This window comes from Larkinella bovis (assembly GCF_042655385.1).
Classification (GTDB): Bacteria; Bacteroidota; Bacteroidia; order Cytophagales; family Spirosomataceae; genus Larkinella; species Larkinella bovis.
The window spans coordinates 611,836-629,254 of the sequence record NZ_JBHSMA010000003.1 but is presented as its reverse complement, the minus strand read 5'-3'; the positions used below and the strand labels follow the sequence as shown (position 1 = coordinate 629,254).

The following is a 17,419-nucleotide window of genomic DNA, read 5'->3' as shown; positions in this document are numbered from 1 at the left end:
TTTTATAACTCCATAAAGGGGTAAGCTGTTTTCATCTTCTGCCCCGCAGGTCCGTTAAACCGGGTATTTCCATTCGCCCCGATACTGGCGGCTCAGAAGCTTATTGGCTTCGGCGTCGTTTTTGATCAGTTCTTTCTCCCCGTCCCACTCAATGCTGCGGCCCAGTTTATACGACAGCATGCCCAGCAGAGCCATATTGGTGGAGCGGTGGCCGATTTCGATATCGGAAGTCGGCAGGCTTTTGGTTTTAATCGCTTTCAGAAAATCGTCCCAAAGCTGCGCAATATTCTGGTCGTCCGGTTTGTTCAGTTGCGCATCCTGGTGAATCACCGGTTTTTTGGAATCCGCCGGATAGAACGTCCAGCCGTCGAGCCAGCCCATGTGAAACGTCCCTTCCGTGCCGTAGAAATACACGCCGACGGCCTGTTGGGGGTGCGTTTTTTCGGCCGTATTGCCCGCAAACGTCCGGTGTTCCCAAACCGCCGTAAAATCTTCAAATTCGAAGCTCGTCACCTGATGATCGGGCGCGTTGGTATTGTCTTTCTTGATGGAACGCCCACCGGTGCTGAATACTTTTTTGGGAAACTTCTCTTCGGTCCACCACAGAATCTGGTCCATCCAGTGAATACCCCAGTCGCCCAGCGTCCCGTTGCCGTAATCCAGAAACTGCCGGAAACCGCGCGGATGCATGGTCCGGTTATAAGGTCGCAATGGGGCCGGTCCGCACCAGAAATCCCAGTCGAGTTCTTTCGGGGCTTCTTCATCGGGCACCCGCTGCCCCGCTCCGCCCGCGTAATGCACAAACGCCCGGGCCATGCCGATTTTCCCTGCTTTGCCGGATTTCAGAAACTCCATTCCCGACACGTTATGGGGCGAAACGCGCCGGTGTGTGCCGACCTGGCACACTTTACCGGTTTGCCGGGCGGTTTTTACCATGGCCCGGCCTTCATTGATCGTGTGGCCGATCGGTTTTTCCACGTAAACGTGCGCCCCCTGTTTCATGGCTTCGATGGCGATGAGCGGGTGCCAATGGTCGGGCGTGGCCACGATCACGATATCCGGTTTTTCGCGGGAAAGCATTTCCCGGAAATCCCGGTACAGTTTCGGTTTATCACTGGTAAGTTTCGAAAATTCTTCGGTGGTTTTGGCCAGTTGGCGCTGATCGACATCACAGAGGGCTACCAGTTTCGACTGCCCGGACTGCATGGCGCAACGCAGGATGTTGTTCCCCCACCAGCCGGTTCCGACCAGGGCCGTTCGGTACATGGATTGTTGGGCCAGGGTAATCAACGGACGGCTCATTACCGCAGCACCGGCCAGGGCCGATGTCTTCAAAAAATCAGAACGATTCATAACAATGTCGGGAAGAAATAGTCCACGAAAACTACGGAATCTGACAGGTAATCACAAACTTTCTACGCAAACCCCCGTACCTTTGTGAGCTGGATGCTGGTTAATGGATACTAGATGCTGGATACAGGATATTGGATACTGGATGAACTGGAGGTTCCTGGACATTGAGAAACAGGTACCTCCGAATACTTTCAAAATTATCCAGTATCTAGCATCCAGTAGTATCCAGCTCATCCAGTTCATCAGATATTTCAAAGTTTTATGGCTGTTGTTCCTTATAAAGATAAAAAGACCAGCAAACGCGAGCAGGTTGAGGAGATGTTCGACTCGATTTCGCCGAAATATGATTTGCTGAACCACCTGTTGAGTGCCGGAATCGACATTAGCTGGCGGAAAAAAGCCATCCGGCTGCTGCAACCGGAGAAGCCCAAAACCATCCTGGATATTGCCACCGGCACGGGCGATTTCGCCATCGAAGCCCTGAAGCTGAATCCCGACAAAATAACCGGTGTCGATATTTCGGAAGGCATGCTGAAGATTGGTCGGGAAAAAATCCGGAAACTGGGCCTGGAAGACAAAATCGACTTACGCTCGGGGGATTCGGAAAGATTGCCGTTCACAGACAATGTTTTCGACGCCGTCATCGTTTCGTTTGGTGTACGCAATTTTGAAAATTTGCTCAAAGGACTCACCGACATGCACCGGGTAACCCGACCGGGCGGAACCTGCCTGGTCCTGGAGTTTTCAAAACCGCGTAAATTTCCGTTCAAACAGTTTTTTAGTTTTTACACGAATCGCTTGCTGCCGTTGATCGGTCGGTTGGTTTCGAAGGATGCTTCGGCTTACACGTATCTGCCCGAGTCGATGCAGGCGTTTCCGGACGGTCCTGACTTCATTCGGGTTCTCCAACAGGCAGGATTTACGCAAACACAATGGATACCTCTTACATTTGGCATTTGCTCCATTTACATCGGAAAAAAAGCCTAGCGCTTGGTTTCTTGCTGGCCTTGTTCAGTCTGGAAGGGCAGGCCCAGTCGGCAATGCGCTACCGCCGGATGCACCTGGAAGATTACGAAGACCGGACGATCCGGTACGGTTTTCTGTTTGCGGCTCCGGTGACCCGTTTCAACATCAAATACAGTGATGCCTACGTAAGCCGGGATTCGGCGCACCAGTTGTATTCGCCCAACAAAGTCGGGTTTCGGGTGGGCTTCATAATGAACACCATTCTGAGCGAGCATTTCGACGTGCGGGTGACGCCTGCGGTCTCGCTCTATTCCCGATCCATCGAATCGAAGTACCCGGGCGGTATCAGCAAAAGTGAGGTGCGCGAATCGACCTGGATGGAGTTACCGGTTTTGCTGAAATATAAGTCCAAACGGCGCATGAATTCGCGGATGTACGTGATTGGGGGCGGTTCGTTCGGGATCGAAACCAACGTTCGCCGGCGTGAAGTGGCCGGTTCGAGCAAACTGCTGACCAAAAACCGGGATTTGTCGGTGGAATACGGCATTGGTTTCGAGCAGTTTTTCGAGTTCTTCAAGTTTGCCCCCGAAATCCGGTTTTCGCACGGTTTAGTCAATCTTTTTGAGCCCGTGCAGGGTAATACGGCCAACATCGGAATTCAGAAACTCCGAACGCATACAGTAACGCTGTACCTTAACTTTGAATAAAGGCTGCCAAAGCTGCAAGCCCCGAATTAAAGTCTCTGATGATGAATCATTTGCAAAATAAGTCATTTTTTTTCGGTGTAAAACTTGCAGAATGCTGAAATAAGCAGCTATATTTGCACTCCCAAACGACGGGAAATAGTCAGCGGGAAAACAGAAAAAGGGAGTTTAGCTCAGCTGGTTCAGAGCATCTGCCTTACAAGCAGAGGGTCGGCGGTTCGAACCCGTCAACTCCCACAAAAGTCACAAAAAACCCTCAGAAACGATTTCTGAGGTTTTTTTTTATAAGTTATCCAGTTTATAATGTTGGGGAGCGCATTGTATTTATCCAGGTTTGTGCGTTTTATCAACCCCGGTTGTTTTGGAGAGTTTCTTACCGATCATTCAGTTTCTGCTACCTGAATTTATCCTGGAAAATTTCGAATTGACATCCATTGATGCGTACCGGGGTATCTTTCATGTGCATGTCGAAGAGAAGAATGCGAACGGAATGACCCGGAACGCAAAACCTCTAAGGGTTCGCAATAGTTCTTCAACAAATACTTCCCTTTATGGCCACCATCGGCCGCCAATTTGACCTGGGCGATGGATTTTATACAAGAATAGATTAGTCGATGGGGAGAATTTCGCTCCTTTCATTGATGATAACAATGGCACCGGCGCCAGGTCTATTCGCCGTGTGCACAATGCGGCTTTCAGAACCAAAATCGTCCTGGAAGCCTCGAAAGGACTCGAGCCCCTGCCCCAACTCGCCAGTGAATTCGGCACTCATCCTAGCAGATTACCGACCGGAAGCAGCAGGCCCTCGGCAAATTCCCCCACCCTCCTGAGAGCAGTTCCAGCGAGTCAGGGCTGAATCAGTTTGTGGTAGACGGACATATAGTAGGGTAACAGGAAAAACGTTCCTTCATGTTCATCATTGCCATCACCTTCGGACAATTGGAGGGCAAAACCGTCGCGGTCCTGCCGTACGTGCCCGCGTTCGTCAATGGGGAGGGCATACCCGTCGGTACCCCACCCCTTGGTGGGATCTTGTCGGGGCGTAGGATCAAAAACAACATCCAGCCGGTGCGTGTTGTCCATGGCGTAGCCAATTAAATCCAGTGGCATTCGTTGAAGTGTTTCAAGAATAAAAGCCGGGTTATTGGCGGCTTTATAGTGATTTTCGACAACTGAAGGGGCATAAAGGCGGTTTTCGGCAAAGAGCTTTTTGCCTTCAAAATACTTCTGGTCAACCTGTGCGGTAAATTCATTGGCTAACGACTGGTAAACCGCATCCCAGAAGGCGTTTCTTTGTTTGCTAACGTGTAACCAGGCGTTTTCCAATGCCTGGCGGTACATCAGAAGTAACGATGGATCGGTTTCATACCTGATTAAACTGTACAGGCTCATCAGGCAAAGGTTATTGTCCCAGGGAACTACATTTTCTGGTGGAAAGTATTCTTTGGGGTGCAGGGCGAAAATATGATAATTATACTGTTTCCGAAGTTTATCGGCTTCCAGATCATACTTGCGATCGCCGGTTACGTGCTTGGCAACATTGAGGAATGACAGCATCATCATGGAGTTTAAGCCGCGCTGATCATATCCGTAAACCGAATTGAAGTATTCCGGCGAAAAGTCTCCCCATCGGGTAACTTTCCCGTCGTGGTCGACCAGTTTGTAGCCGTGGCGGATCAGGTGATCGGTTATGGCGCCTACTACCTCCTGTACGGCCTTCTTTTCTTCCGGCGTTTTGGCTACCAGGTCGTAATAGATTCCGTAAAAAAAGAAATGCCCCGCCAATTCATCCGAACTCGTATCGCATTTCCACAGGTATTTCCCATCCTTGCTTTTGGGGAAGCGGGGATAAATATCTTTCCACATCGGATCGGATTGCTGGACGCGCTTATTGAATTCGTGCCCATATTGGTCATTAACCGCTTCGTGCCAGTCGGCCGGAATGATGACCCGGGCCGGAAAACCGGGTTCGTGGGTAATGTCCACCAGCCATTTGCACGATTTGAAACAGCGATCGGCGAGCGCTTTGGCTTGCGGGTCGCCCGTTGCGCCGTAGCGGTAGGCCTGGGCCGCGCCGTACATGGCAGTATACATGCCGTCATTATCGGAGATGGCGTGTTCCCAACTCGCAACGTCAAACGTTTTTTTCAGGTGGCTGTGCGCAATAAAACCCATCCGGTTGTGTCGCTCCTCAACTTGGCGGGTGAAATAATCGGCTTTCTGCCCGAGAGTTAAGGCCATCGGTTTAATCTGGCCCACACCGTTGTTCGTTGCCAACCAGACCGTTCCGTCTTTGGCGATGGCTATCTCGTTAACGAAGTCATCGGGAAGCCACCGGCGGCTGAACCGATAGTTAAAAAGACCGTTTTCGAACTTGATGGCACCCCGGGTGCTGCCAAACCATACTCCGCCATTGGGTGCAGCGGCTCCGCAGGTAAACTGATTATAAGGGAGTCCTTCTTTCCCTGTAAATAGGTGCCATTTTGTCCCGTCCAGATAGCCCACACCTTCTTCCGCCCCGAACCACAGGCGGCCTTTGGAATCGACCAGTACGACCGAGACATTACGTAAGGCCCAATTGTATTTTTCGTTTGAGGGGAATAACCGCTCCGTTTTTTTACCAGATAAGCGGTATAGGCCGTTCCTGGTACCGACGATCAAGCTGTTTTGATACTTCACGGAAGAAAGGACTTTGGCGCCCTCGATTTGTGCCACGGTTGGGGCCGGTTGGGCCGGTATCCGGGTTGTGGTTGGCCGCCAGGTCTGGCCCTCGAGTTCGTATACCTTAGTGGCACTCAACGCCAGAGGAACATCGTTGATCAAGGAGATCCCGCTTATTTTACCCTGCGGAAGTCCATTTTCAAACGTATAGGATTTGGCAACTTCCTGAACAAATTGTTGTCCGAACGAAGGCCGGTAGCACACCAGAATAGGTGTAAGAAGCAATACAAAGAATCGGATACTGAGTTTCACAAGATAATGGTTAATTGGGTAATCACCTGACACTAGTACCGGCCTGGCCCCGAAAAGGGCCATTCGTCAGGATGAAGAGATTTTACGTGAACAAATGAAGGACCTTGAGCTACGCTGCTCGCCAGGAAAAGAACAAGACGGGTTTGATGCTGCAACAAACGCCACGTTAAGTTCTTTTGGATTCGTTAGCTACCCGATAGCTTAGTGGGAAGGAAAACCGCCTTTTCTCTGCCGTCAGGAACGGTTCGTGCCAGCGGGAGGATATGTTTCGAACGATCAGCGATCATTCGAACAAGCTCACAAAATGATTTTCGAGGTGATTGCGCATGCCATTGCGTAACATTTCCGAATTGCCCGTTTCGATGATGTCAACCAGGTCCCTATGGGCAACAAAGGAATTGTTGGCGGGGACAGTTCGCAATAATCCACTGGTGTGCACATAGTCGAAAATGGGGAGTAACATTCGCTGAAACTTCTTCATGGTGGCATTCCCGGTGATTTCGTACAATTTTCCGTGAAACGCAATCTCATGGTTGACTTCAAACAGCACATTGTTTGGCTGTTCAGGTTCCTGGGCGACAATCAGCCTCAACTCCCGGATATCTTCCGGCTTGACCCGCTCCATGATAAAATCGGCCATACCGATCTCGAGGGAGAGCCGCATTTCAAAAATTTCCTTCAGCGTGGCATCGTCCAGTATTTTCGGATTCATGCTTTTTTCAAGAATCGAAACCAGGTCCGGACTCGTGATGACCGACCCTTTTTTCTTTTTCGATTCAATCAGCCCCATCAACCGCAACCGGAGCAAAGCCTCGCGTACGACGGTCCGGCTAACGCCCAACAGCTGGGTAAGCTCCAACTCCTTCGGAATCGAATCGCCCACCTTAAGATTATTTTCAACCAATAAAGCAATCAGGTTGGTTTCTACCTTATCAACCAGCGTGCTCGTATCAATTGTTTTAAGACTTTCAAATACTCCTCCCATCAACTTCTAGTTGTATTATGTGTGACAAATTTGGCGATTTAGTTTTCCCTGGCAATGTAACAGGGCACTAAATTCAGTTGATACGCCCTAATACTAGGCATAGATGGGAATAAAAGGCCACTTCATCCGCCAATTATTTTCGAATTCGTTTTCCTGCTTTTTGATCTTGAACCTCTCGTATCCAGCTTCGGATGGTTTTTCACAGCGTCTTACGATACATCGTCTTCCCTCCTCCTCAATTGGTCCGCTTTTGAAAATAGTTACAGTTACGCCCCCTCAATTTGTACTTTTCCAAGTTTCTATTAAAAACAGGATCATCGCAACAGGGCTTCTATAACAGAATATTTAAAACAAATTTTGCAATCATCGAAACAAAGGTACAGATTTGTAAAAGTATTATGTTATACATATCCCTAAACCTACCCTTTTTTATGAAAGAATCCTACCTAATAAGCGTCGGGAAATTCCGGTTGCTGATTCTGGCTACGATGCTGTCAATGGCGACGTATGCCCGGAGCATCCCCGTATCCGGGACCGTAACGGATGAAAAAGGCAGCGCGCTACCGGGGGTCAGTATCCTCCTGAAAGGTAGTTCAAAAGGTGCCACTACCGATGCCAATGGCCACTACACCATCGAAGTCACCGATCAGAATGCGGTCCTGATCTTCTCCTTCCTCGGGTACACAACCAGGGAAGAGTCCGTGGGAAACCGGACATCAATTATGGTTTCCCTCCAGGTGGATGAAAAGGCACTCCAGGAAGTGGTCGTCGTGGGCTATGGCACCCAGAAGAAAAGTGGCCTGACCGGTGCCGTTACGTCGATCTCCACCAAACAAATGACCCGTCAATTTGCTCCGACCATCGGTTCCAGTTTACAGGGGTTAGCCCCCGGCGTCGAGATCCTGCAACCGGGCGGAATTGCGGGCGCCAATGCGCACATTCTGATCCGGGGCGCGGCTTCTTTCGGGAGCACGGCGCCACTGTATGTGATCGATGGGGCCTTTAGCAACTCCGGACTCAACTCCTTAACACCCAATGACATTGAATCAATTGAGGTTCTAAAGGATGGTTCTGCGGCCGCCATTTACGGATCAAGGGCCGCGAATGGGGTAGTCTTGATTACCACCAAAAGAGGCAAGAAAGGCGACCCGGTCATCGATTTTAGCGCGACCTACGGCCAGCAAACCCCGTCCCGGAAACTGGACTATCTGAACGCGGCTGAATACCGGCAATTTGCGAACCAGGTGGCCGATAACAGCGGCATAGCCCATGCTCCGCAAAATGATAACCCAACCCAACCCAATACCGACACCGACTGGCAACAGACCTGGCTTCAGCCGGCTCCCATGTACAGTGTCAACCTGGGGGTTAGCGGTGGGGGCGAATATACGTCCTACAACACCAGCGTAGGGTTTATGGATCAAAAGGGATTAACCGCCTACTCGGGTTTCAAACGGTATGACTTCCGGGTGAATACATCGTATAAGAAGAACCGACTTACCGTTGATGAATCGTTTTCGGTTTCCCGGCAGTCGACGGTTCCAACGGCCAACGTGTCGATGGGAATTCCAACCGTACCGGTTTATAACGCAGCGGGACAACTCACCTCGTCGCCCACCAGCTACTATTTGCAGAATGCCACGGTCAATAACCCGCTCGGCTCCTTGCATTACAGCACCCGGAAGCGGAATAGTACCCTGCTGATTGGAAGTCTGAGCGTGGGCTATCGCCTGGCCGAAGGCCTCCAGTACAAACTCACGGGCGGAGGCAGCTATAACAACTCCCATAGCTTCACCCACAACCCGGTTTTCTTTACGCTCTTTACCGATACGGGGCAAGGCATCTCGACCTATGGAAACAACATGAATTCCCTTTCCGAAACCCGGGGCGACGAGTTTAATTACAACATCGACAATTTGTTGACGTATAAGAAAACCCTGGGCAAACACGGTTTTGACGTTTTAATCGGAACCAGCTGGGTAAGAGACTACATGCGGGCCAACAGCATTTCCACCATTTCAGATCTGGGCGACCCGAACATCACCGGTACGGGCGGTACGGTTACCGGCGGAATCAGTGCCGTTGAACAGCAGGCCGCCCTGTTTTCCCAGTTTGCCAAACTGAACTATGACTACGATGACCGGTATCTGTTTTCGGCCAGCATTCGTAACGACATCTCCTCAAAATTTGCCAAAGCCAATCGTTCCGGTTGGTTTCCGTCGGTATCTGCTGGCTGGAACCTCCACAATGAAAACTGGTTCCGGCTGCCCGTGGTCTCTCAGTTAAAAGTAAGAGCCAGCTACGGCGAGCTGGGAGCTAATTTTATTGACCCCTATCAATTCAACAGCAGCCTCCTGGGACCCGTCCCCTCGCCGTTTGGTATCACCCCGATCAACTTTGTGTCGGCCTATGCGGTCCAGTTGTATCCGCAGGACCTGCGCTGGGAAACATCCGTTTCTAAAAATATCGGCGCTGACATCGGCTTGTTTCAGAACCGGCTTACGGTTTCAATCGACTACTTCGACCGGACCAACAAAGACCTGTTAGCAAGCATTTCTCCGCCCTTGTCATCCGGTCAGGCCCTGACCCAATCGGCCGAGGATGCCAAACTGGTACCGGTCAATACGGCCAGCGTTCAAAATAAAGGAATTGAAATCGCAGCTACCTATTCCAAGCGATCGGGAGACTTTAAGTGGAACCTTTCCGGGAATTTTACGGCGCTCAAAAATAAGGTACTGGAGTTAGGGACCAATGTTCCGCCCATCGTCGGGCCGGTGATGAGCGGAGATATCGGTGACAATATTACCATCACCCAACCCAGATCTCCGATAGGTTCCTTCTACGGATTTGAGATGGCCGGACTAACCGACAAGGGTTCGATCGCCATCCGAGGGGTTGACCGTGAAGGAAATCCGGTCATCAAACCCATTGAAGAAGGTGGGCCAGCCGATAAAAAGATTATCGGATCACCCATTCCCGATTTTACGTATGGCCTCAATTTCAGCTCAGAGTATAAGCAATTTGATCTGACGCTTTTTATCCAGGGGGTACAAGGAGGAGATATCTTTAACTGGCACAAGTTGAACACCTATTTCAATTACAACAGTGGTCTGGTCAAGGACGTCCTGAATTCGTGGACACCACAAAATACTAACACGGACATTCCCAAAGCCGCCATCGGATTAGCCAGCAGACGCCCCAGCAGCTTTTATATTGAAGACGGTTCGTATCTGCGGTTGAAAAACATTCAATTGGGTTACACGGCGAACACCAGTGGCAAACTGCGCACGGTCTTCAAGCACCTGCGGGTATTCGGGGGTGTTCAGAACCTGTTTACGCTAACCAAATACACCGGCTATGATCCGGAAGTCGGGGGTACGTCCGTCGGAGGGAGAACCGTCAATATGACCACAACGACCCGGAACGCCGACCTGAGCGCATTCCCCAATTCAAGGACTTTCACCGCAGGTATTACGGCCTCATTCTGACCACTACAAAAACTATCAAGATGACGTTTAAAAGTCTTTTTCTGAGAAGCGTGGCCAGTATTATACTAGTCACTTCGCTGAGTTGCTCCAACCAGTTTGACGAGCTTTCGCTCAATCCAAATCAAAAAACACTGGAAGGTATCACAACGCCCCAGGCTTATAATACTTTCATCCAGGGCATTTATTTCTACGTGGCGACGGCCCGAAACCTGGGCGCGCAGGGCCGAAACGTCCTGTTCAGCCGGGGTGACGAATCCAGTAGCGGGGCTGACTATGCCGCCTTCGGGCAAAACGCCATTAATCCGGATTATTATTCGCTGAAAGAAGTTTACCAATATATGTATACCGTAGCCGGGCAGTCGGCTATCGCCCTGGACATCGCATCCCGCATCAACTTTCCGGACCCCAAACTCCGGGACGCTTACCTGGGTGAAGCCCACTTCCTGCGGGCCTTTGCTCATTATTTTCTGTTGACCAATTTCCGCCAGGTCGCTTTGATCAAAGAGCCAGCCTATTCACCGGCAGACTACGCCCGGCCGATCAATACCCCGCTCGAGGTCTGGAATTTTATCATTGAAGATCTGAACACAGCCAAAACGCTCCTCCCTACCAAAGACTACTGGACTGGTACGAATGTTGGCCGGATATCGGCCGGTGGAGCTGCGGCCTTTCTCGGTAAAGTTTACCTGTACATGAGCGGTATCGAATCAATATATGGTAGCGAAAAGGTGAACAAATACAGCGAAGCGGCCAGGGAGTTCGGGGATATTATGTCCGGGAAATACGGCACGTATACCCTGATGGCCGATTATAACCACAACTTTGATGTGGCCCACGAAAACAATAACGAGGCATTGGTCGAGTTTCAGTTTTTTGGCAGCCGGGTGAATACCGAGTTTAATCCGGGTGTTCCGAATAGCGGGGTTAGTTTTGACTACCGGGGCATGATGATTCCTTTTTCCAACCAATTCATTACCAACCTTCGTCATAACCGGGAAGCTGCGGTTGTGCACGACTGGGTGTATGATACGTTCGTCCAATCGAAAGACAAGGATGGTAATACCGACCCCCGGATGTTCGGCACCATCCTCTTTGATGACAGCAAGCCGGAAATTAAAGCCCCAACCGTCAACGGCGTGGTGCAAAAAGTAATCGGACTGTCGGGGAAAACCTGGAATCAAATGTATCCGCCGACCGCCACGGCGAACGGTTTTGCAACCGTTGACCGGATTTTTGCCCCCTATAAAGCAGCCTACAAAAAGTGGATTGATCTGACCCTTCCTTCTGATGCCGACCCCGGCTCTCCGGCGTTGTGGGCCCGCCGGAGTTATTGCAACGGCGTCAATTACCGGTATATTCGCTACGCCGATGTTTTGCTGATGTACGCCGAAGCCGTGCTGATGGGTGGAACCGCCACGGCGGGTTCGGCCCAAAATGCCCTGAACGCCGTCCGGGAACGATCAAATATGCCCATCATCCCGGCCACCCTGGAGAATATCAAGCATGAACGTATCCTGGAACTGTCGCTGGAAGGTCACCGTTTCATGGACCTGCTTCGCTGGGGCACCCTGGTGAACACCATGAAAAACCGGGAAGCGACCGACCCCAATTTCAAAAAGTTTGGCAATGGCTCTCCCAACAGTTCCTACGTGCCGTTCCAGGAAAATAAAAACGAATGGCTGCCGATCCCGGCGGTCGATATGCAATCCAATCCGAATATCAAACAAAATAACCCAGGCTGGTAACCCAAACGAGATAGTAGGATGATGACGATAAAAAAGCAAGTGCGGTTTTTCCTGTTACTGGCTGGTATCACGGCCTCCCTAGCCAGTGTGGGGCAGCAATTACACAACGGCATTGTACTTCCCGACAATTGGCCTCCCCGGTATGACTTCCCCAAAGAGCTGGCCGAAATGCCGGTACCCTACCTGGATAAAAAGCCCGAAGTCATCCCGGTCAATACGGGGCGGCAATTATTTGTCGACAACTTCCTGATTCGGGAAACCAACCTGAAACCGGTCTTTCATACGCCCCGGTTTTATACCGGCAACCCCGTGTTACAACGGGATAAGGATTGGGAGAAAACCCGGGACGGGTCCTCGTACGCAGCCCCGTTCAGCGATGGGATCTGGTACGACGAAAAAGCCGGGAAGTTTAAACTGTGGTACCTGGCCGGTGCCGGCGTTCTGCACAAAAGCACCAACGAAACCTTTTATACGGGGTATGCCGAATCGGTTGACGGCAAAAACTGGGTAAAGCCCTCGTTGGACGTCTACAACAACACCAACATCGTGGATACCTCCGAACGGGATGCATCGACGGTATGGCTGGACAAAGCGGAAAAAGATCCGGCAAAGCGGTTTAAGTTTTTCAATATCGAACGACGACCCAATGATCGCAAATGGGCGTATGTCCTGAAGTATTCTGCCGATGGGATTCACTGGAGCAAAGGAGTGGCGCAATCGAGCGAAGTCGGCGATCGTTCGACGGCTTTTTTCAATCCGTTTTCCGGAAAATGGGCGCTTAGTCAACGATACCGAACGGAAGTTTCTTCCCGTTCAAGGTTATACTCCGAACACAAAGACCCGGAAATGCTGGTGACACAGGCGAAAAGCGTCCGTCCCGATGTGCCGGATAAAAACGTTGTCTATTGGTTTGCACCAACCCCGAAAGAGCCCCGGCATCCCAGGTTTCCGGACATTGTACCGAGTATTTACAATTTTGATGCGATTGCGTACGAGAGCATCCTCTTAGGGCAATACAGTGTGTGGCAGGGACCGGAAAACAAGGACGCCCGGGCGTTGGGCATCCAGAAACGAAACGAAATCCTGCTGGGGTATAGCCGCGACGGTTTTCACTTCCACCGCCCGTCTTACAAACCCTTCATGGGGGTTAACGAGGTCGAGGGCGCCTGGAACTGGGGGAATATGCAGTCCATCAATGGCACCCCGCTGATCGTCGGCGACTCGCTGTACTTCTACAGCAGTGGCAGAAAACGCAACGATATCTTTTGGGACAGCGAAATCTCCACCGGACTGGCTACCCTCCGCCGGGATGGGTTTGTGTCCATGCGCAGCGAAAAAACCGAAGGGTACCTCTTAACTGAGCTATTGTCCTTCGACGGTCAGTATCTGTTTGTCAACGCCGATGTCAAAGGGCAGCTTTCAGTGGAAGTACTGGATGCAAACGGGCAGGTCATTCCCGGTTTTTCCCGAAAACAGTCGGTCGTTGTGAAAAAGAAAAACAGTACCCAGCAGTTGATTACCTGGAAAGATAAGCCGGATCTCTCGTCACTCCGCACGCAGCCTATCCGTCTGCGGTTTTACCTGACCGACGGCGATCTGTACGCCTTCTGGATTTCCCCCTGGGAAACCGGTGAAAGCCGGGGCTATACGTCGGGTGGCGGTCCTGGCCTTCACCCTTCAGGGGTGGATATCCGGTAATGGATAAAATGGAAGCCTCCATCCAAAATATAGGCCTTTCCAGGCAGGATTCCTGCAATTGGACTTAACTTTCGCCTTATTTAAAACCAATCCGTTACCCGGTTATTCGGGTAACGGATTATAAATTAAAGTAATCCGACAGGATACCGAATACATTCTATGAATTGGAAAAAAATTAGTGGATTAATTGCCGCTCCGTTTACCCCGATGCGTACCGATGGGAGCCTCCATTTGTCAATGGTTCCGGAGTATTACAGAAGATTAAAGCAGAATGGCATAGCCGGTGCGTTCATCATCGGTTCCACGGGCGAAGGGGTTTCGCTTTCACTCGATGAAAAAAAACAGGTCATCGCGGCCTGGGCCGACTGTACACACGAGGATCCGGATTTTACCTTGATTCCGTTGCTGGGGGGGACCTGTCTCACCGACTGCATTGAATTGGCCTTGTTTGCCCGGGAAGCGGGGGCCGATGCCGTGTCATTCACCGCTCCGTTTTATTTCAAACCGGCGTCGGTTCAACAACTGGCAGAATGTTGTCAACACGTGGCTGGGGCCGTCCCGGATTTACCCTTTTATTACTACCACATCCCCGTGCTAAACGGTGTGGGCTTTCCGGTCTACGACCTCTTACAAGCCGTCGATGGCCTGATTCCCAACTTTGCCGGTATTAAGTATACGCACGAAGACTTTATGGATTTCCTGTCGTGCATTCACTACCAGAACGGTAAATACGACATGTTGTGGGGCCGCGACGAAAATATGCTGCCCGCCCTGGCCCTGGGCACCCGGGGCGCCGTTGGCAGTACCTATAATTATGTTCCGGCTTTATACCACGAACTGATGGCGGCTTTCGACGCGGGGGATCTGCCCAAAGCGGCCCGACTGCAACAGGTTTCGATCGACCTGATCAGACTGCTGGGCAAATACGGTGGAATTTCCGTCGGCAAGGCCTACATGAAGGTGGTCGGGCTCGATTGCGGAGAATTCAGGTTGCCGGTCAAAAACATGGATGCCATTCAATGGGAACAGTTCAAGGAAGACGTTCGAAAGTTGCGCATCGAAAGGTATTTCCTGACGTAAATCGATACGGTTTTCTGCTGTAGATGAGACTACTTACTTTCCTGATCTTCTTGTATATGATCGTTACTTCCTGTACGAAGCCGGAGACACGGACACGTATTGACTGGAAAATCGCCGGTTCGCTGCCTCCCTTGACGGAGCAGAAAGCGTTGGGGGTGGCTGGCCCGGTCAGCGGTTTTTCGGGCAATCAACTCCTCATCGCCGGAGGGGCTAATTTCCCGGAACGGCTTCCCTGGGAAGGAGGAGCCAAAAAATACCACGATGCGGTTTACCTGTTTGATCCGGCGTCGGGCACGTTCAACAACGACGCAGCAAGACTGCGACTCCCGCATCCCGTAGCCTATGCGGCCACGGCGGTTGCCGACGACCGTATCGTTTATGCCGGTGGCGAAAACGAAGCCGGTATTTCCGACAAGGTGTATATGTTGCAGTGGGACGGAAAAGAACTCCAGACCACGTCCCTGCCGATGCTGCCCCTTGGCCTGACCAATGCCGCCATGACCTACCACGAAGAAACGCTCTATCTGACGGGGGGCGAAACCGCCACGGAAACCTCGGATAAGTTCTGGCGGCTGTCGCTCCGTCAGCCGGAGGCTGGCTGGCAGCCCCTGGCACCGATGCCGCACCCCAGTTCTCATGCCGTGCAGTTGATCCTCCGGAACCGGGGTCAGGACTGGCTGTTTGTGTTCGGAGGGCGTTGTAAAAACCGCAATGGCATCAGTACCCTGCATAAAGCGGTTTTTGCGTTTCATCTGAAAACCGGGGAATGGCAGCAGAAAAAACCGCTTCCCTATAGTCTGGCCGCCGGCTCCGGCATCGTGACACCCGACAACCAAGCGCTGCTGTTCGGTGGAGACAAGGGGAGTATTTTCAGACAGGTAGAGACGTTGATTGCCCAAGCCGCTACGCTGGAAGGCGCAGCCCGGGATTCGGTTATTCTGCGCAAAAACCGGTTACAGAGCACCCATGCCGGATTCAGTCGTAGCGTATTGCAGTACCAGCCGGAAAACGATGCATGGGACGTACTGAGTGAAATTCCATTTCCCGTTCCGGTTACGACTACGGCCTTGTACGACAGGGGTAAAATCTACATTACCAGTGGTGAAATGAAACCAGGTGTCCGTACTCCGCATATTCTGGAGGGGACAATGATTCCATAATTCTAAACGATTCCTACCCCTTAACCATGAGTTCCCCTAAAATATACCCCTGGGTGGTTGTCGCTCTGTTGTGGGTGGTTGCCTTGCTCAATTACCTCGACCGGCAGATGTTGTCGACCATGCGTCCGGCAATGCAGCTTGACATCGAAGAACTCCAGCTAGCCGTGAATTTCGGGCGGCTGATGGCGGTTTTTCTCTGGATATACGGTTTTGTCAGTCCGGTCGCCGGGATTATTGCCGACCGTTTCAACCGAAAATGGCTGATTGTCGGTAGTCTGTTTGTGTGGAGTGCGGTAACCTTCCTGATGGGCTATGCCCAAACCTTTGAACAACTCTATGTGCTCAGAGCCCTGATGGGCTTTAGCGAAGCGCTCTACATTCCGACCGGTCTGGCGCTGATTGCCGATTACCACAGCTCCAGAACCCGCTCGCTGGCAATTGGTCTGCATTTGACCGGGTTATACATCGGTCAGGCCCTGGGTGGATTTGGAGCCACCATTGCCGCTACGTTTTCCTGGAAAACCGTGTTCATGGGGTTTGGTGCCCTTGGGATGCTCTACGCCATTTTCCTGATCCTGTTTCTGAAAGAAAAGCGACCGGAAACCGGGGGGAATTTCGGAAACGAAGCGGCAGAAAAAGTTCCGGTACAAAAGGCAATGAAGCTTTTGTTTTCCAGCGGGGCTTTCTGGATCATCCTGCTCTTTTTTGCGGTTCCCAGTCTGCCCGGCTGGGCCGTTAAAAACTGGCTTCCCACGCTCTTTGCCAACAACCTCCGGATGGATATGGCGGTGGCGGGCCCGGCTTCCACGATTACCATTGCCATCTCATCGCTGCTTGGCGTCATCCTGGGTGGTATCCTCAGCGACCGGTGGGTACAGCGTACCATCCGGGGGCGCATTTACGTCAGTGGCATCGGTCTGGGGCTTACCATTCCGGCTCTGGTTCTGATCGGGTTAGGCGATTCGGTCACGGCGGTGATCGGTGCTGCGTTTTGCTTCGGGTTCGGCTTCGGACTGTTCGATGCGAACAATATGCCCATCCTGTGCCAGTTTGTTCCCGCCAGCTACCGGGCTACTGCTTATGGAATGATGAACATGACCGGGGTTTTCGCGGGGGCTTTTATTACCGATATGCTGGGAAAGTCGACGGATTCGGGCAATCTGGGGCGCGACTTTGCCATTTTGGCCGGTATTGTTGCCGTGGCATTAATTGTCCAGCAAACCTTGTTGCGGCCCCGACAACAGTGATTATCAAACGAAATCTGATG

The 17,419-nt window shown here is 51.5% G+C and carries 11 protein-coding genes and 1 tRNA gene; 9 read left to right on the top strand and 3 right to left on the bottom strand.

The window, feature by feature from the left end; translation table 11 throughout:
• Positions 1 to 54 precede the first annotated feature (54 nt).
• A complete protein-coding gene (locus tag ACFPMF_RS13705; protein ID WP_379845797.1) occupies positions 55 to 1,353 on the bottom strand; it encodes a Gfo/Idh/MocA family protein in 1,299 nt (432 codons plus the stop codon).
• Between the two features lie 261 nt (positions 1,354 to 1,614).
• Between ACFPMF_RS13705 and ubiE the strand changes: the two genes are divergently transcribed.
• The 3 genes from ubiE to ACFPMF_RS13690 all read left to right on the top strand — a co-directional run bounded on the left by ubiE (position 1,615) and on the right by ACFPMF_RS13690 (position 3,260).
• Positions 1,615 to 2,340, top strand: a complete 726-nt coding sequence (gene ubiE, locus ACFPMF_RS13700) for a bifunctional demethylmenaquinone methyltransferase/2-methoxy-6-polyprenyl-1,4-benzoquinol methylase UbiE (RefSeq protein WP_379845795.1) — start codon at positions 1,615 to 1,617, stop codon at positions 2,338 to 2,340.
• A gap of 11 nt (positions 2,341 to 2,351) precedes the next feature.
• Entirely contained in the window at positions 2,352 to 3,026 is a 675-nt protein-coding gene (gene porT / locus ACFPMF_RS13695) for a type IX secretion/gliding motility protein PorT/SprT (RefSeq protein WP_379845792.1), read from the top strand.
• A 159-nt stretch (positions 3,027 to 3,185) separates the two neighbouring features.
• Positions 3,186 to 3,260: transfer RNA gene (locus ACFPMF_RS13690), tRNA-Val, on the top strand.
• A gap of 609 nt (positions 3,261 to 3,869) precedes the next feature.
• Here the strand turns inward: ACFPMF_RS13690 and ACFPMF_RS13685 are convergent.
• Positions 3,870 to 5,996, bottom strand: coding sequence for a hypothetical protein (locus ACFPMF_RS13685; protein WP_379845790.1), 2,127 nt, complete (start codon positions 5,994 to 5,996; stop codon positions 3,870 to 3,872).
• 283 nt (positions 5,997 to 6,279) lie between these two features.
• Entirely contained in the window at positions 6,280 to 6,981 is a 702-nt protein-coding gene (locus tag ACFPMF_RS13680) for a FadR/GntR family transcriptional regulator (protein ID WP_379845787.1), read from the bottom strand.
• A 431-nt stretch (positions 6,982 to 7,412) separates the two neighbouring features.
• On the opposite strand from ACFPMF_RS13680, the gene ACFPMF_RS13675 reads away from it, so the two are divergent.
• The 6 genes from ACFPMF_RS13675 (at position 7,413) to ACFPMF_RS13650 (ending at position 17,399) form a co-directional block, all read left to right on the top strand.
• Positions 7,413 to 10,469 carry a SusC/RagA family TonB-linked outer membrane protein gene (locus ACFPMF_RS13675; protein ID WP_379845785.1) on the top strand — a complete coding sequence of 1,019 codons (3,057 nt, stop codon included), beginning with the start codon at positions 7,413 to 7,415 and terminating at the stop codon, positions 10,467 to 10,469.
• A 20-nt stretch (positions 10,470 to 10,489) separates the two neighbouring features.
• Positions 10,490 to 12,214: a RagB/SusD family nutrient uptake outer membrane protein gene (locus ACFPMF_RS13670; RefSeq protein WP_379845782.1), complete on the top strand. Its 1,725-nt coding sequence runs from the start codon at positions 10,490 to 10,492 to the stop codon at positions 12,212 to 12,214.
• Positions 12,215 to 12,232: 18 nt separating this feature from the next.
• Entirely contained in the window at positions 12,233 to 13,912 is a 1,680-nt protein-coding gene (locus ACFPMF_RS13665; protein ID WP_379845778.1) for a hypothetical protein, read from the top strand.
• Positions 13,913 to 14,071: 159 nt separating this feature from the next.
• A complete protein-coding gene (locus ACFPMF_RS13660; RefSeq protein WP_379845775.1) occupies positions 14,072 to 14,992 on the top strand; it encodes a dihydrodipicolinate synthase family protein in 921 nt (306 codons plus the stop codon).
• A gap of 56 nt (positions 14,993 to 15,048) precedes the next feature.
• On the top strand, positions 15,049 to 16,152 hold the full coding sequence (locus ACFPMF_RS13655; protein ID WP_379845773.1) for a Kelch repeat-containing protein: 1,104 nt from the start codon (positions 15,049 to 15,051) through the stop codon (positions 16,150 to 16,152).
• A 26-nt stretch (positions 16,153 to 16,178) separates the two neighbouring features.
• Positions 16,179 to 17,399 carry an MFS transporter gene (locus tag ACFPMF_RS13650; RefSeq protein WP_379845770.1) on the top strand — a complete coding sequence of 407 codons (1,221 nt, stop codon included), beginning with the start codon at positions 16,179 to 16,181 and terminating at the stop codon, positions 17,397 to 17,399.
• The last annotated feature ends 20 nt before the right edge of the window (positions 17,400 to 17,419 follow it).

Coding starts and splice junctions, on each gene's coding strand:
- ACFPMF_RS13670 (WP_379845782.1), top strand. CDS start 10,490: ATGACGTTTAAAAGTCTTTTTCTGAGAAGCGTGGCCAGTATTATACTA.
- ACFPMF_RS13680 (WP_379845787.1), bottom strand. CDS start 6,981: ATGGGAGGAGTATTTGAAAGTCTTAAAACAATTGATACGAGCACGCTG.
- ACFPMF_RS13655 (WP_379845773.1), top strand. CDS start 15,049: ATGATCGTTACTTCCTGTACGAAGCCGGAGACACGGACACGTATTGAC.
- ACFPMF_RS13665 (WP_379845778.1), top strand. CDS start 12,233: ATGATGACGATAAAAAAGCAAGTGCGGTTTTTCCTGTTACTGGCTGGT.
- ACFPMF_RS13660 (WP_379845775.1), top strand. CDS start 14,072: ATGAATTGGAAAAAAATTAGTGGATTAATTGCCGCTCCGTTTACCCCG.
- ubiE (WP_379845795.1), top strand. CDS start 1,615: ATGGCTGTTGTTCCTTATAAAGATAAAAAGACCAGCAAACGCGAGCAG.
- ACFPMF_RS13705 (WP_379845797.1), bottom strand. CDS start 1,353: ATGAATCGTTCTGATTTTTTGAAGACATCGGCCCTGGCCGGTGCTGCG.
- ACFPMF_RS13675 (WP_379845785.1), top strand. CDS start 7,413: ATGAAAGAATCCTACCTAATAAGCGTCGGGAAATTCCGGTTGCTGATT.
- ACFPMF_RS13650 (WP_379845770.1), top strand. CDS start 16,179: ATGAGTTCCCCTAAAATATACCCCTGGGTGGTTGTCGCTCTGTTGTGG.